Here is a 20,724-nt window from a genome sequence, read left to right on the forward strand (position 1 = left end):
TCAATCCTGGTGAAGTGCGCTCGCGCCGCACGAGCGACGGATGACGATGCGCGGCCGCAGCCGGATCTGGTGCAGCGGGCATTCGTCGCCCTCCACCAGCCGGCGCAGCATGACGTCAGCGGCCATGCGGCCGATGCGGTACTTGGGTGGGGCGACGGCGGTGAGGGGCACCTCCGCGAGGTCGGCCACCTCGTCGTCGTACGAGACGAGGGCGATGTCGTCGGGGATGCGCACCCCCGCCCTGCGCGCCGCGCCCTCGAGCAGGGCGGCCTCCCGATCGCCGAACACGAGCGCGGCGGTGGCCGTGAACTCGCGCAGTGCGGTGAAGGCCGAGGAACCGGAATCGGACTCCCACTCCTGCTTCGTCTGCGCGAACTCGAGCCCCGCAGGCAGTCCGAGGTCGGCGATGGCGCGGTGGTAGCCGCGCACGATGCCGAACTCGGTGACGGTGGCCGAGCGCGTGAGAAGGGCGATGCGCGAGTGGCCGAGGCGGGCGAGGTGGGCGATCGCGTCGTAGGCGCCGCCGGCGTGATCCGAGCAGACGTGCTCGGTGGTGTCGGCGGGCCCGCCGTCGGCCAGACTGCGCTCGACGAGCACGACCGGGACGGGCAGCGCCATGAGCTCGTGGGCGCGGGCGAGAGGGTCGTCGAGCCCGGTGAGGGTGGGCGCCAGGATGAGGCCGTCGACGCCGGCATCCAGCAGCGACGCGATCGCGTCGTCTTCACGCTCGGGCTGATACCTGTACGTGGCCAGCTGCAGCGAGGCGCCGGCCGCCTGCAGCGATTCGTCGATGCCCTGCAGCACCCGCGGGTAGTACAGCTGAGTGTCGGGCAGCAGCACGCCGATGCGTCGGCGGGTGCGCTCCTCCCGCGGTCGCATGTGCGCGACGAAGCTGCCGGCGCCCTGGCGGCGCACGACGATCCGCTCGGCCACCAGCTCGTCGAACGCGCGACGCACGGTGGTCAGCGACAGGCCCGTCTCCTTCGACAGCTCCTGCTCGGTGGGCAGCTTCTGGCCCGCGGTCCAGGTGCCGGCGAGAATGCCGCGACGCAGCTGGTCGGCGAGGAGCTCGAACTTCAACCCTCGCGATTCCGCGTCGCGCACCGCTGCGCGCTTTCCGGCCATGCCGATCCCCTCCGTCGTTCTTCCTTTGATTCTTCGGCGTTTGAAGAGAGGAATAAAGACGTATTTCTCGATTCCTCTTCTCTGTCTCCGGCGTCCTGGGCTCGTGTCTCCGCTCCGGAAGGGAGTGAAACCGAAACCGATCTCGAAATACTCCTTGAATACTCTGGTATCGAGGGGCGAAAGTCGACCCATGCAGGCAACGATGCCGCGCACAGACGAAAGGAAATCCGATGGCGAAGATCCGTAAGGTCTCAGCACTTGCCCTCATCGGCGCGGTCGCGCTCACCGCCGCCGGATGCTCGTCCGCATCAAGCGGCGGATCCAGCGACTCCGGGGAGTTCACCTACTGGGCGATGTGGAAAGAAGGCGAAGCGCAGCAGAAGGTGGTCGCCCAGGCCATCGCCGACTTCGAGAAGGAGACCGGAATCGAGGTGAACGTCCAGTGGCAGGGGCGCGACAACCTCAAGAAGACCGTTCCCACGCTGAACACCAACAAGGTGCCCGACCTCGTCGACGGCTCGTTCGCGAAGACCGCGCCCGTGCTGGCCGAGACCGGGCAGGCGAAGCCCCTCACCGAGGCGTACGCCGCCGAGGTCGACGGCGACACGGTGTCGTCGCTGATCCCCGAGGCGTATCTCGAAGACGACGTGCTCACGGTGAAGGGCGAGGACGCGCCGTGGATGCTGCCCTACTCGCTCACCAGTGACGCGATCTGGTTCAACAAGGCCGCGCACCCCGAGCTCGTCGACAACGCCCCGCAGACCTGGGACGACTTCCTCGCGACCATGGACGAGATGAAGGCGGCGGGCGAGACGCCGATCGCCATCGACGGCGACGTGGCCGGGTACAACGCCTACTGGTACACCTCGGCGATGGTCGGCCTGGCCGGCCCCGGCTCGCTGCGCGAGATGGCCGCCGACAAGACCGGCAAGGCGTGGGACGCCCCCGAGGCGCTCGAAGCCGCGCAGATGATCGAGGAGCTCGTCAAGGGCGACTACTTCGTCGACGGGTACAACGCCAGCAAGTGGCCGGCGCAGCAGCAGGTGTGGGCCGACGACAAGGCCGTGATGCTCTTCAACGGCACGTGGATCCCCACCGAGACCGGCCCGTACGCCGCCGACGGCTTCGAGTACTCGTCGTTCCCGTTCCCGACGCTGGGTGACAGCGCGCGCGCCGACTTCGTCGGATTCGCCGTGCCGGCCCGCGCCAAGAACGCCGAGAACGCGCAGAAGTTCGCCGCGTTCTTCCTGAACAAGAAGTACCAGGACGCCCTGGGCAGCGACGCCAAGATCATCCCGATCCGCTCCGACGCCACCGTGAGCGAGGAGATGTCGACCGTCAAGGAGGCGCTCGACGCCGCGGACTCGTACTACATGCAGAACGACGGCATCAGCTTCCCCGGCTACACCGAGAAGCTGCTGTGGCCCGCGCTGAGCGACCTCGTGCTGGGCAAGACCGACGCGAAGACGTTCGTCGAGACGATGAAGACGGGTCAGATCGACTACTGGGAGCAGAACTCGTGACCGACATCGCCCTGGCGCCTGCCGCACCCCTCCCCGCCGCCCGTCGCGGGCGGCGGGGAGGGGGCAGCACGATCGATCAGGCGCGCCGCCGCCTGTTCGTGCCGTTCGTCGGCCCCGCCTTCGTGCTGTACACGATCCTGTTCGTCGTCCCCTCGGTGTACGCGATCTGGATCAGCTTCAACAAGTGGGCCGGTGCCGGCCCCATGGAGTTCGTCGGATGGGGCAACTACGTCCGGCTGTTCAACGACAAGCTGTTCCTGCGCTCGTTCGGCAACACCCTGCTGCTGCTCTTCGTCGTCGGGCTCGCGATCTTCGTGATCGCCTTCGCGCTCACGCTGGTGCTGCGCGACATGGCGGGCAAGAAGATCGCCCGCTCGGTGATCTTCTTCCCCCACCTGGTCAACGCGATGATCTTCGGTGTTCTCGCCGGGTTCATCTTCAACCCCGGCGGCCTGGTCAACACGCTGCTCGGCGCCTTCGGTGTCACCGATCCGCCCGCCTGGCTCTCGCAGGACAATCTGTTCCCGCTGATCATGGTGATGATGACGTGGATCACCACGGGATACTTCACCACGATCCTCATGGCCGGCGTCGACCGCATCCCGCCGTACTACTACGAGGACTGCGCCCTCGCCGGGGCGAATGCGTGGCAGCGGCTGCGTCATGTCATCCTGCCGCTGACCTGGGACGTGTTCGGCACCTGCGCCGTGCTGTGGACGATCTCGTCGGTGAAGATCTTCGAGATCATCTGGATCTTCGGCGGCTCGACCGGTGCGGGAATGCCGCCCACGCAGACCTGGACCACCGCGGTGTACACGTACGTCACCGCCTTCTCCGGCGAATCCGTGCCCGCCTACGGTGCCGCATCCGCCTCGGCCGTGCTGTCGCTCGCCCTCGTGTCGGTGCTCGTGCTGCTGCTGCGCCGCGTGATGAAGCGCGAAGCGATCGAATTCTAGGAGACATCGTGACTGCGACACTCACCGAAGACACCACCCGCACCATCGTGGTGCCTCCCGAGCACCGCCGCCCGCGCCGCCGCAGCGGAGCCGCGATCGGAAACGACCGCAGCGTGATCCGCGGGATCGGCCTGGTGCTGCTGTGGGCCTTCGTCGTGCTCAACGTGGCGTGGATGGTGTGGATGGTCATCCAGGCCTTCCGCGACACCCGCTCGATCCTCGCCGAGCCGTGGGGACTGCCCACCTCGCTCGACCCGGTGAACTTCGTCACCGCCTGGACCGTCGGCGACTTCGCGACGGCGACGATGAACAGCGTCGTGACCACCCTCGTCTCGTCGTTCCTCACCGTCGCGCTCGCCGCTCCCGCGGCGTACTACCTGAGCCGCGTCGAGAACCGGCTCACCAACTCGCTCACGATGTACTTCGTGCTCGGACTCGGCATCCCGGCCCAGGTGATCGTCATCCCGTTGTTCGTCATGCTGAACGAGGTCTACCTCACCGACAGCCTGATCGGTCTGAACCTCGTGTACATCGGCGTCTCGATGCCGTTCACCGTGTTCCTGCTCACGGCGTTCTTCCGCTCGCTGCCGATCGAGATGGAGGAGGCCGCCGCCCTCGACGGCACGACCGCCTTCGGCACCTTCTGGCGCATCACGCTGCCGCTGGCCAAGGGAGGCATCCTCACCGCCTTCGTGCTGCAGGTCATCTCGCACTGGAACGAGACCCTCCTGGCGCTCACGCTGCTGCAGTCCACCGAGAAGTACACCCTGCCCGTGGCGCTGATCTCGTTCATCCAGCAGCAGACGTACTCCGGCGCCGACTGGGGCGGGCTGTTCGCCGGACTGTGCATCGTCGTGCTGCCGATGCTGGCGATCTACCTCTGGCTGGGTCGTCGCCTCACCGAGGGGCTCACCCTGGGCATGGGCAAGTGATGACGGCCGCGGTGCGCCCGAACCTGCTGGTGGTGATGGCCGACCAGCTCGGCGCGCACGTCATCGACCGCGATGAAGGCTGGGTCGACACTCCGCACCTCGATCGGCTGCGCCGATCGGGGGCGGAGTTCACCCGCGCCGCCGTCACCTTCCCCCTGTGCGTGCCCTCGCGTGCGTCGCTTCTGACCGGGCGGATGCCGCACGAGCTCGGCGTCGTCGGCAACCGGAGTGGGGCGGCGGCTGAGGAGCCGGGCGCCCGCCCCGACAGCATGGGGCACCTGCTCGCCGCGGCCGGCTACGACTGCGCCTACGCCGGCAAGTGGCACGCGATCTCGCCCAGCGCACCGCCCGACGCCGGCTTCGACGTGCTGCACCCGTTCGGCGATCGCGGTCTCGGCGACGCGGCGGTGGACTGGCTGCGAGGCCGGACGGATGCGTCGCGTCCCTTCCTGCTGTTCGCGTCGTTCGACGACCCGCACAGTGTCTGCGAGTACGCGCGCCACCAGCCCATGCCCTACGGCGACGTCGATCCCGGTGCGGTGCGCGACGCACCCCCGCTGCCGTCGAACTTCGACCCGGCGCCGTTCGAGCCCGAGGCGGTGCGCTTCGAGAAGCACGCCGCCCAGCAGATGTACGGAACGGCCGAGTACACCGCAGACGAGTGGCGGCTCTACCGTGCCGCCTACCGTCGGCTCGTCGAGCGGGCGGATGCCCAGCTGGGGCGGATCCTCGACGCCCTCGACGATGCCGGCCTCACCGACTCGACGCTGGTCGTCTTCACGAGCGATCACGGCGACGGCGACGCCGCGCACCGGTGGAATCAGAAGACGGCGCTCTTCGAGGAGTGCGTGCGGGTGCCCCTCGTCGTGAGCGGGCCCGGCGTGATGCCGGGGGCACGCATCGAGCCGGTCTCGGCCGGACTGGACGTGCTGCCGACCCTGCTCGAGGCGGCGGGAGCCGACCTGCCGGCGCATCTGCGCGGCAGGGCCCTGCCGCTCGGTGCGGGCGAGGAGGCATCCGACCGCGTCGTCGGCGTCGAGACCCGTTTCGAGCGCTCCGACCCGCCACTCACCCGGGGACGCGCGGTCTACCGCGGCCGGTTCAAGTACACGGTCTACAGCTGGGGTCGTCACCGCGAACAGCTGCATGATCTGGTCGCCGATCCGCTGGAGCAGCGCAACCTCGCCGTCGAGTCGGCGTTCGACGGGGTTCTCGAGGAGATGCGGGCGTGCCTGCTGACCTGGTGCGAGGAGACCGAGGATCGTGAGTTCCTGAAGCTTCTGGCGCTGCCCGCCGGCGCCGAGGCGGCCGTGCACGACGAGATCTTCGCGGTGCCGTACTGACCGTCGTCGCCCTTGTGGCGGGATGCGTCGAAGCGCAGAATTGCCCCGTCACCCGACGAGAGGACGAGGCCATGACACACGGCGACATCACGCACATCGACATCCCGGTGAACGACCTGGGCAGGGCGAGCGACTTCTACAGCAGGCTGTTCGGCTGGAAGATCGCCGAGCAGCCCGGGTTCGAGGGCTACCCGATGTGGCAGGCCCCGAACGGGATATCCGGCGGCGGGCTCGCCCCGCGCGACGGCGGGTTCACCCAGCCGCGGTCGTACGTCGAGGTCGACTCGATCGACGAGACGATCGCCGTCGCGAAGCAGGCGGGCGCCACGGTGCTGATGGAGAAGCAGCCCATCACCGACACGAGCGCCTGGGCGGTGATCAGCGACCCCGACGGGAACCACATCGGCCTGTACGAGGGCATGACGGACTGAGCGCGACCTCGGCCACGCCGCCGCGTACTGTCATGGATCATGAGCACATTGACCGATGACTCGCGCCGTACGAGTGTCAGCACCGGCCTGCTCGTCGCGGTCGGCGCGGCCTTCGCGTTCGGCATGTCGGGCGCGTGGGCGCGCGGGCTCATCGATGCGGGGTGGACACCCGGTGCCGCGGTCACCGCTCGGATCTGGGTCGCCGCCCTGGTGCTGCTCGTCCCGACCCTCGTGTCGCTTCGCGGCCGTTGGCGACTGGTGCGCAGGAACGCCGGCATGATCATCACCTACGGCCTGCTGGCGGTCACCGCCACGCAGCTGTTCTACTTCCAGGCCGTCGCGGTGATGGATGTCGGCATCGCCCTGCTCATCGAGTACACCGCGCCCGTCGCCGTCGTGCTGTGGCTCTGGATGCGTCGGGGCGAGCGGCCGAGCAAGCGCAGCATCCTCGGTGCCGTCGTCGCGTTCGCAGGTCTGGTGCTGATGCTCGACGTGCTCACCGGAGCGCGCCTCGACCCCGGCGGCATCCTGTGGGCGCTGGGGGCGATGGTGGGAGCCGCCGCGTACTTCGTGCTCTCGGGTCGTGGCGACACCGGCCTGCCGCCGATCGCCCTCGCCGGCCTCGGCCTCGTGCTCGGCGCCCTCGGTCTCAGCGTCGCCGGCCTCGTCGGCGTGCTGCCGATGACCTGGAGCACCGACGACGTCGCGTACCGCTTCGGGACGCTCCCGTGGTTCGTGCCCGTGCTCGCCATCGGCGTGCTGGCGACGGCCGTGGCCTACGTGCTCGGCATCGCGTCGACGCGGATGCTGGGATCGCGCCTCGCCTCGTTCGTGGCGCTGGCCGAGGTGGTCGCCGCGCTGCTGTTCGGGTGGATGCTGCTGGGCCAGCTGCCCGGGACCGTGCAGCTGATCGGAGGAGCGCTCGTGCTGGCCGGCGTCGTGCTCGTCAAGCTCGGCGAGCCCGCGACCCAGGAGCTCGTCGAGCCGCTGCCCGAGCCCGTGGTCTGAGCCGCCTTTTCGCCGACACCCCCGCGCATGGACGTCTGGAGGTAGGTGTGTGGATAGGCGGCGTCAGCCGAGGCGGCGGCGGTAGACGCGCATGGCGAACAGGTAGGCGACGACGAGGATGCCGAGGCACCACGCGAGGGCGATCCAGATCTCCGAACCCACCGCGCGCCCGGCGAACAGCGCCTGGATGGAGTTCACGATCGATGTGACCGGCTGGTTCTCGGCGAACCAGCGCACCGGCCCCGGCATGGTCGCGGTCGGCACGAACGCCGAGCTGATGAACGGCAGGAAGATGAGGGGGTACGAGAACGCACTCGCCCCGTCGACAGTCTTCGCCGTCAACCCGGCGATCACCGCGAGCCAGGTGAGGGCGAGGGTGAACAGCGCCAGGATGCCCAGCACCGCCAGCCACTCGAGCACGCCCGCCGAGGTGCGGAATCCCATCGCGAAGCCGACGCCGAGGATGATCCCGACGGTCACGCCGTTCGCCACGAGTGAGGTGAGCACGTGCGCCCACAGCACGCTCGACCGCGAGATCGGCATCGAGCGGAACCGCTCGACGATCCCGCCCTGCAGGTCGGTGAACAGCCGGAAGGCCGTGTAGGCGATACCGGACGCGATCGCGATGAGCAGGATGCCCGGAAGCAGGTAGTCGACGTAGTTCGCATCGCCGATGCTCTGGCGCAGCGCGCCGCCGAACACGTACGTGAACAGCAGCATCAGTGCGATCGGGGTGACGGCGGTGGTGATGATCGTGTCGGGACTGCGGAAGATGTGCCGCAGCGACCGGCCGGTCAGGGTGGCGGTGTCCGCCATGGCGTGTGCGCTCATGCCGCGTCCTTTCTTGTCACCGCGAGGAAGATCTCCTCGAGGGTGGGCTTCTTCTCGACGTACTCGACGGTCGTCGCGGGCAGCAGCCGCTTCAGCCCGTCCAGCGTGTCATCGGCGATGATGCGCCCGTCGTGCAGGATGGCGACGCGGTCGGCCAGGGTCTCCGCCTCGTCGAGGTACTGCGTGGTGAGCAGCACTGTGGTTCCCGCGTCGGCGAGGCGGCGCACGACATCCCAGACCTCGAGGCGCGCCTCGGGGTCGAGGCCCGTGGTCGGCTCGTCGAGGTAGATCACTGCGGGGTCGCCGACCAGGCTCATCGCGATGTCGAGGCGGCGGCGCATGCCGCCCGAGTAGGTCGCGGCGCGCCGGCCGCCGGCATCCGTCAGCCGGAATCGGGCGAGCAGGGCATCGGCCACCGAACCCGGATCGGGCAGATGGCGCAGCCGGGCGACGAGCACGAGGTTCTCGCGCCCGGTGAGCACCTCGTCGACGGCGGCGAACTGCCCGGTCAGGCTGATCGACTCGCGCACCCGCAGCGGTTCGGATGCCACATCGAAACCGCACACGGATGCCGTGCCGGCGTCTGCGGTGAGCAGCGTCGACAGGATCCGCACGAGGGTCGTCTTGCCCGCGCCGTTCGAGCCGAGCAGCGCGAGGATGCTGCCCTTCTCGACATCGAGGTCCACGCCGCGGAGCACGGTGACGTCGCCGTACGACTTCTGCATGCCGCGGACGCGGATGGCGGCGGCTCCCGTGCCGTTCATGATCGTTTTTCTTCTGCGCGACGCGCGGTCTCGATCGCCGCCGTGAGCCGGGCGCGCTCCTTGTCGATCCAGCGGGTGCCGGCGTACGACTGCGCGAAGGTCTCGGTGAAGTCCACCGGGTCGTCTCCGGTGATCTCGCCCACCGGGATGCCGTCGATCGCCGCCCGCTCCCAGAGATCGGCGAGGTCGACGAACATCTGCGTCAGGGTGTCGCCGTCGGTCACGCCGCCGTAGTACATCAGGTACCGATGCATCGCGCCGGCGGCGGTGCGGTGCGGTTCGGGCAGAGCGTCGATGCGGCCCTTGGCGTTCTTGTACTGCTTCTTCTGCTCGAGCGATCCGGTGAGCGCTTCGATCCATCTCGCGGCCATGTCAGTTCTCTCCTTCGGAGTCGGTTCGGTGTGCATCGGGGGAGCGGAGGTGGTCGATCCGCTCGGCGAGGAAGGCCCAGGTGCTCCAGAACTCGGCGAGCTCGTCGGTGCCCTTCGCGTTCAGCGTGAACACCTTGCGCGGCGGGCCCTTCTCGCTGGGCACCTTCTCGACGTCTACGAGACCCTTCTGCTCGATGCGCACGAGGAGCGCGTACACCGTTCCCTCGGCGATCTCGACGAAGCCCTGCTCGCGAAGCTGCGTGGTGATCTCGTATCCGTATGCCGGATGCCTGGCGAGCAGGGCGAGGACGATGCCTTCGAGCGTGCCCTTCAGCATCTCGGTCATCTGCTTGCCCATCGGACCTCCGCTACTCAGTGTCAGTGACTACTGGTACATAGTAACGCTGAGTACCGGGAGCGCAAGAGGCCGAGTGAAAACTTCGTGCTGTCAGACACCCCTAGGATTGTCATACAATCACCGAAGTGCATGACAATGAACGTCGCGCCTGAAGCTCAAAGGAGAAGCAGATGACCGTCGATCCGTCCGCCGTAGATGAGGAGACGCCCGATACCGGGCGAGATCCGGCCGCCGACTATCGAGCGCGCCATCCCGAGAAGTTCAGCAACTACCTGAGCCGCAGGAAGATCGTCTTCCTCGTGGCGTACGTGGGGTACATCTGCGCCTACTTCGTGCGCAACAACTTCAAGCTGCAGAGCGAGAACATCCGGCTGGAGGCCGGGTGGGAGCTCACGCAGGTGGGGCTGATCCTGACCGCCTTCACCATCACGTACGGAGTGTCCAAGTTCGTCATGGGTGCGGTCGCCGACAGGGTGAGTCTGCGGCGCATCTTCGCAGGATGCCTCGCCGCGTCGGCGGTGATCTGCATCGCGCTCGGATTCACGCGCGACTTCACCCTGCTCTTCGTGCTCATGCTCGCGCTCGGAGTGGTTCAGGGTGCGCTCGCGCCGTCGTCCATGGCGATGATCGCCAACTGGTACCCCAACCGCACGCGAGGCTCGGGCATCGCCATCTGGAACACGTCGCAGAACGCGGGCGGCGCGGGTCTGCCGCTGCTCATCACCTGGCTGGTGACGCTGACCGGTCCGGGCAACACCTGGATCGGCTTCCTGATCCCCGGGGCGCTCGTGCTCGCGCTGAGCTTCATCTTCTGGCGCAAGGGCGGCGACCGCCCCGAGACCGAAGGCTTCGATCGGCTCTCCGCCATGTACGGGTCGGCGGGCGAGCCGCAGGTGGAATCGGCGCCGGAGGACGGCTACCTGCGCGTCTTCGTGAAGTTCGTGCTCACCTCGCCCGTCGTCCTGCTCATCGGGCTCATCAACGCCATCCTCTACTTCCTGCGGTTCGGCATCACGAACTGGATTCCGGCGTTCCTCGGAACGGAGATGGGCTTCAGTGAGGCGGAGTATCTCTCGGCATTCTCGGTACTGGAATGGATCGCGATCCCGGGGTGCTTCGTCTTCGCCTGGATCGCGGTCAAGGCTCCGAACAAGCAGGCCGTCGTCGGATGCGTCGGACTGCTCCTGCTCGCCGGACTGATCTTCGTCTACATGGGCAACACGAGCTACCCCGTGCTGCTGATCGTGACCGGTCTGATGGGCGGTCTGATCTACGGGCCGCAGCTGATCGTGAACATCCTCACTCTGAACGTGGTGCCGCTGCGTGCAGCGGGAGTCGCGGTCGGCTTCGTCGGCCTCTTCGGCTACATCGTCGGCGAGCTGGCAGCGAACCTGGTGATGCCGATCCTCGCGCAGCATCTCAGCTGGGCGGCGAGCTTCACCGTGCTGTGCGCGATCGCCGTCATCGGCGCCGTGATCTACCTGCTGCTGAGCAGGTATGAGCGCCGGATCGTGAAGGCCTGACCGCCTGACCGCCCTTCATGCGGCGTCGTGCTCCCCGGGGGAGCGCGGCGCCGCATCTGCTGTCGCCGCGGGCCTCAGCTTCGGTACAGCCGCCGTTCGGCTGCGCGCAGGTTGAGGCACAGCACGATGCAGACGAGACACGCGATCGGCAGCGTCAGCGCGCTCAGCATCCAGTTGCTGGCAGCGGCGATGTGCGGGAGCGACACGTTCGCCGCCGCCGCACCCACGAGATAGCCGCCCAGCCCCACCCAGCCGATCGCGACGCCGACGGCACGCGGCGACACGAAGTTGAGCGTCAGCACATTCACGATCACCTGCGGGCCGTACACCAGCGCGCCGAGCGGCACGGCGATCGCGATGGTCACCTCGGGATCGTCCGCCACGGCGTACAGCACGATGAGCACCGCCAGCACCCCGATGGCGACGGCCGCCGCGCGGGTGGCGGCGCGCGGGCGTCGATGGCAGACCCAGGCGAAGAGGAGAGCGCCGGGGATGGCGCCCCACTCGAAGGCGGTCACCACCATCGACGCATCGGTGTACGTCAGATTGCGCTGCTCGGCCCCGGAGATCGGTATCCACGCCAGGATCCCGAAGCGGATGAAGTAGAGGATCGTGTTCAGCGCAGCCGGAGTGAAGAGGGTGCGATTGCCCAGCACGTGCACGCGGACGAGCCGTCCGTACGAGACATCCGGCGGGATGTTCAGCTGCGGCTGCGCGTCGGGTCCGAAGACGGTGCGCAGGGTGGGCATCCGCTCGCGCCAGGGACGATCGCCGCCGTAGCGCCCCACCAGCAGTGCGCACACCAGCGCGACCAGCGCCGGAAGCCAGAACCCGACCGACCACTCCCGCGGGCCGACGAGCGCGAGCCCGCCCGAGACGATGACCGACAGAAGGCCCGCCCCCACGTTCTGGGAGGTGTTCCAGACGGCCACCCGGGAAGCGCGCTCGAGCGGTGCGTACCAGGCTCCGAGCGTGGCCAGCGCAGCAGGAGCGCACGCGCCCTGCACGAGTCCGATCGCGGCGAGAAGGATCGTGAAGACCAGGGGGTCACGCTGCCAGGCCGTCACGAGACAGAGAACGGCAGACACCCCGAGCGCCCACGCGAAGGCGAAACGCAGCCGGAGGTGGTCGACGACGATTCCCATCACGAGCTTGCCCACGCCGTAGCTGATCGTGAAGGCGCTCAGCACGGCGCCGATCTGTATGGCTGTCCAGCCGAGCTCGGCGGTCATGATCTCGCTGACCACGATCAGGTTGTTCCGCACGAGGTAGCAGGCCGCATAGCCCACGTACGCCATCAGGAAGACGAGAGGGCGGCGAGCGAAGAAGCGGCTGACGTCCGCCCGAGGCCCGACCGCGAACTCGTCATTCACGCGACCGGGCACCCGCGAGTCCGCGTATCCTGAAGACAACGCGTGATGCTCGCGATCCACGGGGGGTGCACATGGGTACACGATCTCACATCCTCGCGGAGGAGCTCTCGGCCCATCTGCGCGAGCGGATTCTGTCGAACGAGTTCGAGCCCGGCGCATCGGTGACCGAGACGGGGGTGGCGACTGAGTACGGTGTGGCGCGTCCCACGGCTCGCTCGGCACTGGACCGGCTGGTGCAGGATGACCTGCTGGTGCGGCAGGCGCACGCATCACTCCGGGTCAAACGCGTCCTCGCCGAAGAGCTGCCCGACGTGCTGGATCTTCTCGAGTTCCTCGAAGGCCGCGCTCTCGCCCATGCCCTGGCGGTGCCCAGGGATCTGCGAGGTGTGCGTGCCGCCGCAGAAGAGAGTGTTCACAAGTTCCTGCATGCTCTCGTGCAGGCCGGCGAATCGGACCGACTGACCCGCTTTCATCGCCAGACGACGTTCGCGTTGCTTCTCGGCACCGCGCAAGGGTCGCAGGGCATCGCCCCCGATGTCCGCGCCTCGATGAGGTCTCTCGCAGACGCGGTGTTCCGCGCCGACGAGTCGGACGCGCGGACGACCCTGGGCGTGCTGCAGGCATCGCGTCGCGAGGCGACGAGACTCGCCGTGCCCGTCGCGGCATCCGCTCCGGGCGCGAGGGGCGGCGACCCCGCCGGTTGATGCGGGGTGCCGGACAGGCCACATATACGCGGCTTTGTATCCAAAAACACGGCGGTCTCCTGAATCGGCTCGCTGGCCACCCATTTGTGTATACACTGGCCCCATGGGGACCGTCGTCGAACGCATCCGCGCGAGTGATCGCGCGTACGAGACGCTGCTCGAGGAGATCCAGTCGGGCGCGCTCGCGCCCGGGGCCGTGCTCGCCGAGGTCGAGCAGGCCGTTCGTCTCGGCGTGAGCCGCACACCCCTGCGTGAGGCGCTTCGCCGCCTGGCCGCCGACGGCCTCGCGGTGCAGCAGTCGCCGCGCGTCACCGTGGTCGCGGGGCTGGACGCCGACGACATCCGCTCGCTGTTCGAGATCCGCCGGGCTCTCGAGGAGACCTCGGCCCGTCTCGCCGCACGGCGCGGGGATGCCGCTGCCTTCGCCGCTCTGGCCGACGAGTTCGGCCGTGTCGATCTCGCGAGGGCCGAGGGCCGTGACGCGTATTACGCACTCATCGCCCGACTCGACGCCGACCTCGACGCCGCCGTCGGCAACGACTACCTCAGCTCGGCGCTGCGTACCGTCCGCACGCACCTCGTGCGGGTGCGGCGCATGGCGCGCGACAAGCCCGAGCGCCTCGCCGCCTCGGCGGCCGAGCACCGGCTGATCGCCCGCGCCCTGGCATCCCGCGACGCCGACCTCGCCGCGCACGCCACCCACGTCCACCTGCACAACGCTCTCGAGAGCATCCTGCAGTCCCTCACGGAAGGAACACGATGACCGTCAACCACCACGTCCGCGTCTACCGCTCGGAAGAAGAGCTGCCCCGTGACCAGCAGCTCGCCTGGAAGATCGCCGAGGTCGCCGTCGACCCCGTCGAGGTCGAGCCCGAAGTCGTCGAGATGATCATCAACCGCGTGATCGACAACGCGGCGGTGGCCGCGGCATCCCTCACCCGCGCCCCGATCAACGCCGCCCGCGCACAGGCGTTCAGCCACCCCGTCTCGACCGGCGGCAAGGGCGGCACCGTGTTCGGCTGCCCGCTCGACCAGCGCACCAGCCCCGAGTGGGCGGCATGGGCGAACGGCGTCGCCGTGCGCGAGCTCGACTACCACGACACGTTCCTCGCGGCCGACTACTCGCACCCCGGCGACAACATCCCCCCGATCGTCGCCGTCGCGCAGCACGTCGGATCCGACGGGCACGCGCTCGTGCGCGCCCTCGCCACCGGCTACGAGATCCAGGTCGACCTCGTGAAGGCGATCTCGCTGCACAAGCACAAGATCGACCACGTCGCGCACCTGGGTCCGTCGGCCGCGGCCGGCATCGGCACCCTGCTCGGCCTCGCCCCCGAGACGATCTACCAGGCCGTCGGCCAGGCGCTGCACACCACCACCGCCACCCGCCAGAGCCGCAAGGGCGAGATCTCGACGTGGAAGGCGCACGCCCCCGCGTTCGCCGGGAAGATGGCCGTCGAAGCCGTCGACCGCGCGATGCGCGGGCAGACCTCGCCATCGCCGATCTACGAAGGCGAAGACGGTGTGATCGCGTGGATGCTCGACGGCAAGGACGCCTCGTACGAGGTGCCGCTGCCCGCGCCAGGCGAGCCGAAGCGGGCCATCCTCGACACGTACACCAAGGAGCACTCGGCGGAGTACCAGGCGCAGGCGATCATCGACCTCGCCCGCCGTCTCGGCACCGACGACCCCGCCCTGCGCGACCCGGCGAACATCGAGTCGATCGTGCTGCACACCAGCCACCACACGCACAACGTGATCGGCTCGGGCGCAGGCGACCCGCAGAAGTACGACCCCACGGCGTCGCGCGAGACGCTCGACCACTCGGTGCCGTACATCTTCGCCGTCGCCCTGCAGGACGGCACGTGGCACCACGTCGACTCGTACACGCCCGAGCGCGCGCAGCGCCCCGACACCGTCGAGCTGTGGCACAAGATCACCACGGTCGAGGACCCCGAGTGGACCCGCCGGTACCACTCGACCGACATCACCGAGAAGGCGTTCGGCGGCCGCGTGGAGATCACCATGACCGACGGCACGAAGATCGTCGACGAGATCGCCGTCGCCGACGCGCATCCGCTCGGCGCCCGTCCGTTCGAGCGTGAGAACTACATCCGCAAGTTCCGCGTGCTCGCCCAGCCCGTGCTCGACGCCGCCGAGATCGACCGGTTCCTCGAGCTGGTCCAGCGCCTTCCCGAGCTGACCGCCGACGAGGTGCAGCAGCTCTCGATCGTCGCGAAGAAGGGCGTCCTGGCATCCGCTGACGCCCCGACGGGGCTGTTCTGATGCTGTACGCCACCACGCCCGCCCACGAGAAGCGCCGCGCGTTCCGCGCGCGGCTCGCCAGCGGCGAGCTGCTGCGCTTCCCCGGTGCGTTCAACCCGCTCAGCGCGCGGCTCATCGAGCAGAAGGGCTTCGAGGGCGTCTACATCTCGGGCGCCGTCCTCTCGGCCGACCTCGGACTGCCCGACATCGGGCTGACGACGCTGACCGAGGTCGCCGGGCGCGGAGCGCAGATCGCCCGCGTGACCGAGCTGCCCGCGATCATCGACGCCGACACCGGGTTCGGTGAGCCGATGAACGTGGCCCGCACGATCCAGACGCTCGAGGACGCCGGTCTCGCCGGCGCCCACATCGAAGACCAGATCAACCCGAAGCGCTGCGGTCACCTCGACGGCAAGTCGGTGGTCGACGCGGACACGGCGGTCAAGCGCATCCGGGCCGCGGTCGACGCGCGTCGCGACGAGAACTTCCTCATCATGGCGCGCACCGACATCGCGGCCGTCGACGGGCTGGAGGCGGCGAAGGACCGCGCCAAGGCGCTGGCGGACGCCGGGGCCGACGCGATCTTCCCCGAGGCGATGCGGTCGCTGGAGGAGTTCGCCGCGATCCGGGATGCCGTGGACGTGCCGATCCTCGCCAACATGACCGAGTTCGGCAAGTCCGACCTCTTCTCGGTGGATCAGCTGCGCGATGTGGGCGTGAACATCGTGATCTGGCCGGTGTCGCTGCTGCGCATCGCCATGGGCGCCGCGGGCCGCGCGCTCGATACGCTGAACGCCGAGGGACACCTGACCTCGAAGCTCGGCGAGATGCAGCACCGCGCCGACCTCTATGATCTGATCGACTACGAGTCGTACAACCACTTCGACTCCGGAGTCTTCACCTTCACCATCGACCGAGGAGCGACACGATGAGCGAATCCGAGATCAGGAAGGGCCTCGCAGGCGTGATCGCCGATTCGACGGCGATCAGCAAGGTCAACCCCGAGACCAACAGCCTGCTCTACCGCGGATATCCGGTGCAGGAGCTCGCCGCGACGCAGCCGTTCGAAGCGGTCGCGTACCTGCTCTGGCACGGTGAACTGCCGACCGCAGCGCAGCTCGCCGAGTTCCGCGCCACCGAGCGGAAGCACCGCGCGCTGTCGACCGAGGTCAAGGCCGCGATCGACGCCCTGCCGCTGGATGCGCACCCGATGGACGAGGCGCGTACGGCTGTCAGCGTGATCGGCGCCTTCGAGACCGCCGGCACGGGTAACGTGCTCGACGCGGTCGGCACGCCCGAGCAGAACCTGCAGCGCAGCCTGCAGCTGTTCGCGGTGCTGCCTGCGGTCGTGTCGTACGGTCAGCGGCGGCGCCGCAGACAGGAGATCATCGAGTCGCGTGACGACCTCGACTACGCCGCCAACTTCCTCTGGCTGACCTTCGGTGAAGAGCCGCACGAGGCTGTCGTCGACGCGTTCAACCGCTCGATGATCCTGTACGCCGAGCACTCGTTCAACGCGTCCACCTTCACCGCACGGGTGATCACGTCGACGCTCAGCGACCTGTACTCGGCGGTGGTCGGCGCGATCGGCGCTCTCAAGGGGCCGCTGCACGGCGGCGCGAACGAGGCCGTCATGCACATCTTCGACGAGATCGGCTCGGCCGACCGCGTCGAGGAGTGGCTCGACGCGGCGCTCGCCGAGAAGCGCAAGATCATGGGCTTCGGGCACCGCGTGTACAAGCGCGGCGACTCCCGCGTGCCCACCATGAAGGCCGCCCTCGACACGCTGGTCGAGCACTACGACCGGCCTGAGGTGGCCGAGCTGTACGAGAAGCTCGAGAGCGAGTTCGTCGAGCGCAAGGGCATCTACCCGAACCTCGACTATCCGTCGGGTCCGGCGTACAACCTCATCGGCTACGACACGCTGACGTTCACCCCGCTGTTCATCGCCGCCCGGATCGTCGGCTGGACGGCGCACATCCTCGAGCAGCAGGCGTCGAACGCCCTGATCCGCCCGCTGTCGGCGTACAACGGCGTCGACGAGCGGCACATCGAGCAGTACGAGCCCGACACCGCCGCCATCGACGTGCAGGAGCGTCCGGAGGAAGCCGCCGGCTGAGCGGCATCCGCCCTCCCTTTTTCACGCGAGAAACCAGATCGGGCATGAGAAACCACGTGCGAACGTGGGTCTCATGCCCGATGTGGTTTCTCAGCGAAGCCGATCGCCGGGCTCAGACGTGGTCGCGCCAGGAATGCTGCGGGGTGAACCCGAGCACGTCCCGGGCATGGTCGATCGAGAGCAGCGTCTCGTTCGCGCCGACCTCGCGGGTCACCGGGACATCGGGGAAGACTTCGGCGATCAGCTCGGCATTCGGCCGTGACATGACCGTGTCGGCGGCCGCGATGATGAACCTGTCGAACCCCGGCCGGGCGACCTGAAGCGCGCGCTCGACCGCTTGCGCGCCGTCGCGGGCGTCGATGTAGCCCCACAGGTTCCACTTCCGCTTCAGAGCGTCATCGTCGAAGGAGGGGAACTCGGCGTAATCCTCCGGCACCATCACGTTCGAGAAGCGCAGCGCCGTGATCGACAGATCCGGATGCCAGCGCACCAGCTCCCGCGCCAGCTGCTCTTCGAGCGTCTTCACCAGCGAGTACACCGACTCGGGGCGGGCCGGATATTCCTCGTCGACCGGGATGTAGGGCGGCGGCACGTCAAACGGCAGACCCAGCACCGTCTCGCTGGATGCGTAGACGATGCGGCGGATGCCCAGGCGCGCGGCTGCCCAGAAGACGTTGAACGTCGCCGGCATGTTGTTGTGGAAGGTCGCGACGTCGCTGCGGACGCCCGGAGCCGGGATCGCTCCGAGATGCACGACGGCGTCGATGCCGTCGTGCCGATCGCCCACCGCGGTGAGCGCGTCGACGACCTGGCCGTAGTCGGTGAGGTCGACCTGCACGAAGTCGTCGGCCCGAGCGCCGACGGCGTCCATGCCGATGACGTCCCAGCCGTGCGCGCGCAGTTCGCGTGCGACGACCGTGCCGAGTTTGCCGGATGCTCCGGTCAGTGCGATGCGCATGCTCGCGGTCCTTCCGTCGGGGTGTCCTGCAACGCTATAGGTGGTGACACCGGGCTGGCCGCAGCGCGCCCGCCTACTGCCGGCCGCGCGGGTGGGTGCCGGTGCGCTCGCCGGTCTCGAGGGCGGCGATCGCCGCGAGGTCGTCGGCGTCGAGTGCGAAGTCGTCGAGATCGAGGTTCTGGCGCAGGCGCTCCGGAAGCACGGACTTGACCACCGCGGCTGCGCCGAGCTGCAGATGCCAGCGCAGGATGACCTGCGCCACCGAGACCGAGTGCTTCGCCGCGATGGTGAGCAGGGTCGGGTCCTCGAGCAGCCGGCCGCGGCCGAGCGGGCTCCACGCCTGCGTGACGATGCCGAGCTCGGCGTGCAGAGCGCGAAGCTCGTGCTGCGGCAGCCACGGATGCGACTCGACCTGGTTCAGCGCCGGTGCGACACCTGTCTCGTCGATGAGGCGTCGGAGATCGTCGGCCTCGAAGTTGGCGACGCCGATCGTGCGCACCCGCCCCGCCTGCTGCAGTTCGATGAACGCGCGCCACACGTCGACGAAGGAACCCCGCGTCGTACGCGGCCAGTGGATCATGTAGAGATCGAGCGGGCCGATGTCGAGATCGCGTTCGGAGTCTGCGAAGTCGGCGAGCGCCTGCTCGCCACTCTGCACCGGGTCACCCCAGAACTTCGAGGCGACCAGCAGCTCGTCGCGTCGCCCTGATGATCGGATCGCCTCGCCCAGCTCGCGCTCATTGCCGTAGAAGCGCGCGCCGTCGACCAGACGGTAGCCCGCGTCGATGGCGGCGAGCGTCACCTCGGCGGTCTGCTCGACCGGCACCTTGTACAGACCGAACCCGAGCGCCGGCAGCCGGCTTCCGTCGTTGAGGGCGAGCGTTCCTGGCATGCCGACATCCTGACACGGCCCAGGTGGGGCCGGGCCGGGGCAGGATGGATGCCATGAGCAGCGAAGCCGTGATCGTCGATGTCGTCCGCACCCCGGTGGGCCGGGGAAAGCCCGGGGGCATGCTGTCGGGCGTGCACCCCGTCGATCTCGCGGCAGGGGTGCTGCAGTCGATCCTCGAGCGCAACGGCCTCGAGTCGGGTCAGATCGACGACGTGCTGCTCGGCTGCGTGAGCCAGGTGGGCGATCAGGCCATGAACATCGCCCGTCAGGCCGTGCTCGCCGCGGGGTTCGACGAGACGGTTCCCGCGACGACCATCGACCGGCAGTGCGGCTCGAGTCAGCAGGCCGTGCACTTCGCCGCCGCCGGGATCACGGCGGGCGAGAACGACATCGTCATCGTCGGTGGTGTGGAATCGATGAGCCGGGTGCCGCTCGGCGCCTCCGCCACCGGCGGATCGCCGATGTCTCCCCGGCTGCGCGCGCGCTACCCGGACGGGCTGGTGAACCAGGGGATGAGCGCAGAGCTCATCGCGCGTCGCTGGAATCTCGGGCGTGACCGGCTCGACGCGTTCGCCGCCGAGTCGCACGCGCGCGCGGCCCAGGCCTGGCACGACGGATTCTTCGATCGCACCGTGCTGGCCGTGCCGGAGGCGCCGGATGCCCGCGTCGACGAGACCGTGCGCGAGGGCACCACGGTCGAGAAGCTCGCGGGGCTGCCGGCATCCTTCCGGACGGATGCGCTCGCCGCGCGCTTTCCGGATCTGGAGTGGTCGATCACGCCGGGCAACTCCTCTCCGCTCACCGACGGGGCATCCGCGGCGCTGATGATGAGCGCCGACCGCGCCGAGCAGCTCGGCCTCACCCCCCGCGCCCGCTTCCGCGCGTTCGACGTGATCGGCGACGATCCGATGCTCATGCTCACCGGTCCCATCCCCGCGACCCGCCGGGTGCTCGAACGGGCCGGGCTCACCATCGACGACCTCGACGCCTACGAGGTCAACGAGGCCTTCGCCTCGGTGCCGCTCGCGTGGGCCGCCGATCTCGGCGCGGACCCGGCGAAGCTCAACCCGCGCGGCGGGGCCATCGCCCTCGGACACGCCCTCGGCTCGTCGGGTACGCGGCTGCTGGGCACGCTGCTCGATCACCTGGAGACGACCGGCGGCCGGCTCGGTCTGCAGACGATGTGCGAGGGCGGCGGCATGGCGAACGCCCTCATCCTCGAGCGGCTCTGACGAGATCCCGGGGCGC

General features: G+C 68.8%; 21 protein-coding genes. 13 read left to right on the top strand and 8 right to left on the bottom strand.

Going from position 1 to position 20,724, the window contains the following annotated elements:
• Complete coding sequence (locus ACWIDW_RS06385; RefSeq protein WP_454123862.1) at window positions 1-1,125, bottom strand: GntR family transcriptional regulator; 1,125 nt, start codon at window positions 1,123-1,125, stop codon at window positions 1-3.
• A gap of 230 nt (window positions 1,126-1,355) precedes the next feature.
• Here ACWIDW_RS06385 and ACWIDW_RS06390 point away from each other — a divergent pair, with 230 nt between their 5' ends.
• From ACWIDW_RS06390 to ACWIDW_RS06415, 6 genes are all read left to right on the top strand, one after another.
• Entirely contained in the window at window positions 1,356-2,648 is a 1,293-nt protein-coding gene (locus tag ACWIDW_RS06390; RefSeq protein WP_454123863.1) for an ABC transporter substrate-binding protein, read from the top strand.
• Window positions 2,645-3,604, top strand: coding sequence for a carbohydrate ABC transporter permease (locus ACWIDW_RS06395; protein ID WP_454123864.1), 960 nt, complete (start codon window positions 2,645-2,647; stop codon window positions 3,602-3,604). Before ACWIDW_RS06390 ends, ACWIDW_RS06395 begins: the two co-directional genes overlap by 4 nt.
• An 8-nt stretch (window positions 3,605-3,612) precedes the next feature.
• Window positions 3,613-4,536, top strand: coding sequence for a carbohydrate ABC transporter permease (locus ACWIDW_RS06400; protein ID WP_454123866.1), 924 nt, complete (start codon window positions 3,613-3,615; stop codon window positions 4,534-4,536).
• A complete protein-coding gene (locus ACWIDW_RS06405; RefSeq protein WP_454123868.1) occupies window positions 4,536-5,879 on the top strand; it encodes a sulfatase family protein in 1,344 nt (447 codons plus the stop codon). The genes ACWIDW_RS06400 and ACWIDW_RS06405 overlap by 1 nt, the downstream gene beginning before the upstream one ends.
• A gap of 71 nt (window positions 5,880-5,950) precedes the next feature.
• Window positions 5,951-6,310, top strand: a complete 360-nt coding sequence (locus ACWIDW_RS06410; RefSeq protein WP_454123869.1) for a VOC family protein — start codon at window positions 5,951-5,953, stop codon at window positions 6,308-6,310.
• A gap of 39 nt (window positions 6,311-6,349) precedes the next feature.
• On the top strand, window positions 6,350-7,318 hold the full coding sequence (locus ACWIDW_RS06415; protein WP_454123870.1) for an EamA family transporter: 969 nt from the start codon (window positions 6,350-6,352) through the stop codon (window positions 7,316-7,318).
• Between the two features lie 63 nt (window positions 7,319-7,381).
• Here ACWIDW_RS06415 and ACWIDW_RS06420 read toward each other — a convergent pair whose 3' ends face one another.
• The 4 genes from ACWIDW_RS06420 to ACWIDW_RS06435 are packed head-to-tail and all read right to left on the bottom strand — an operon-like array spanning window position 7,382 to window position 9,642.
• Entirely contained in the window at window positions 7,382-8,149 is a 768-nt protein-coding gene (locus ACWIDW_RS06420; protein WP_454123872.1) for an ABC transporter permease, read from the bottom strand.
• Window positions 8,146-8,913 (bottom strand): ABC transporter ATP-binding protein, encoded by a 768-nt coding sequence (locus ACWIDW_RS06425; protein ID WP_454123873.1) that lies wholly within the window; start codon window positions 8,911-8,913, stop codon window positions 8,146-8,148. The genes ACWIDW_RS06420 and ACWIDW_RS06425 overlap by 4 nt, the downstream gene beginning before the upstream one ends.
• On the bottom strand, window positions 8,910-9,284 hold the full coding sequence (locus ACWIDW_RS06430) for a DUF1048 domain-containing protein (RefSeq protein ID WP_454123875.1): 375 nt from the start codon (window positions 9,282-9,284) through the stop codon (window positions 8,910-8,912). Before ACWIDW_RS06430 ends, ACWIDW_RS06425 begins: the two co-directional genes overlap by 4 nt.
• Window position 9,285: 1 nt before the next feature.
• Window positions 9,286-9,642, bottom strand: coding sequence for a PadR family transcriptional regulator (locus tag ACWIDW_RS06435; protein ID WP_454123877.1), 357 nt, complete (start codon window positions 9,640-9,642; stop codon window positions 9,286-9,288).
• A gap of 170 nt (window positions 9,643-9,812) precedes the next feature.
• Here ACWIDW_RS06435 and ACWIDW_RS06440 point away from each other — a divergent pair, with 170 nt between their 5' ends.
• Complete coding sequence (locus ACWIDW_RS06440; protein ID WP_454123879.1) at window positions 9,813-11,165, top strand: MFS transporter; 1,353 nt, start codon at window positions 9,813-9,815, stop codon at window positions 11,163-11,165.
• Window positions 11,166-11,239: 74 nt separating this feature from the next.
• Here the strand turns inward: ACWIDW_RS06440 and ACWIDW_RS06445 are convergent, their stop codons facing one another.
• Window positions 11,240-12,577, bottom strand: a complete 1,338-nt coding sequence (locus ACWIDW_RS06445) for an MFS transporter (protein WP_454123881.1) — start codon at window positions 12,575-12,577, stop codon at window positions 11,240-11,242.
• 32 nt (window positions 12,578-12,609) lie between these two features.
• Between ACWIDW_RS06445 and ACWIDW_RS06450 the strand changes: the two genes are divergently transcribed.
• The 5 genes from ACWIDW_RS06450 (at window position 12,610) to ACWIDW_RS06470 (ending at window position 17,626) form a co-directional block, all read left to right on the top strand.
• Window positions 12,610-13,242, top strand: a complete 633-nt coding sequence (locus ACWIDW_RS06450; protein ID WP_454123883.1) for a GntR family transcriptional regulator — start codon at window positions 12,610-12,612, stop codon at window positions 13,240-13,242.
• Window positions 13,243-13,345: 103 nt separating this feature from the next.
• Entirely contained in the window at window positions 13,346-14,005 is a 660-nt protein-coding gene (locus tag ACWIDW_RS06455) for a GntR family transcriptional regulator (protein ID WP_454123885.1), read from the top strand.
• On the top strand, window positions 14,002-15,528 hold the full coding sequence (locus ACWIDW_RS06460; RefSeq protein ID WP_454123887.1) for an MmgE/PrpD family protein: 1,527 nt from the start codon (window positions 14,002-14,004) through the stop codon (window positions 15,526-15,528). Before ACWIDW_RS06455 ends, ACWIDW_RS06460 begins: the two co-directional genes overlap by 4 nt.
• Window positions 15,528-16,439 (top strand): methylisocitrate lyase, encoded by a 912-nt coding sequence (gene prpB / locus ACWIDW_RS06465; RefSeq protein ID WP_454123889.1) that lies wholly within the window; start codon window positions 15,528-15,530, stop codon window positions 16,437-16,439. The genes ACWIDW_RS06460 and prpB overlap by 1 nt, the downstream gene beginning before the upstream one ends.
• Window positions 16,436-17,626, top strand: a complete 1,191-nt coding sequence (locus ACWIDW_RS06470) for a bifunctional 2-methylcitrate synthase/citrate synthase (protein WP_454123891.1) — start codon at window positions 16,436-16,438, stop codon at window positions 17,624-17,626. Before prpB ends, ACWIDW_RS06470 begins: the two co-directional genes overlap by 4 nt.
• A 112-nt stretch (window positions 17,627-17,738) precedes the next feature.
• On the opposite strand, the gene ACWIDW_RS06475 is transcribed toward ACWIDW_RS06470, so the two are convergent.
• Together ACWIDW_RS06475 and ACWIDW_RS06480 are read right to left on the bottom strand one after the other, a co-directional pair.
• The gene (locus ACWIDW_RS06475; protein WP_454123893.1) at window positions 17,739-18,584 is read right to left on the bottom strand and encodes an NAD-dependent epimerase/dehydratase family protein; all 846 of its coding nucleotides are present in this window, start codon (window positions 18,582-18,584) and stop codon (window positions 17,739-17,741) included.
• Between the two features lie 73 nt (window positions 18,585-18,657).
• Complete coding sequence (locus tag ACWIDW_RS06480) at window positions 18,658-19,476, bottom strand: aldo/keto reductase (protein ID WP_454123895.1); 819 nt, start codon at window positions 19,474-19,476, stop codon at window positions 18,658-18,660.
• Between the two features lie 53 nt (window positions 19,477-19,529).
• Between ACWIDW_RS06480 and ACWIDW_RS06485 the strand changes: the two genes are divergently transcribed.
• Window positions 19,530-20,708, top strand: a complete 1,179-nt coding sequence (locus tag ACWIDW_RS06485) for a thiolase family protein (RefSeq protein ID WP_454123897.1) — start codon at window positions 19,530-19,532, stop codon at window positions 20,706-20,708.
• The last annotated feature ends 16 nt before the right edge of the window (window positions 20,709-20,724 follow it).

This window comes from Microbacterium sp. NPDC055312 (genome assembly GCF_053645675.1).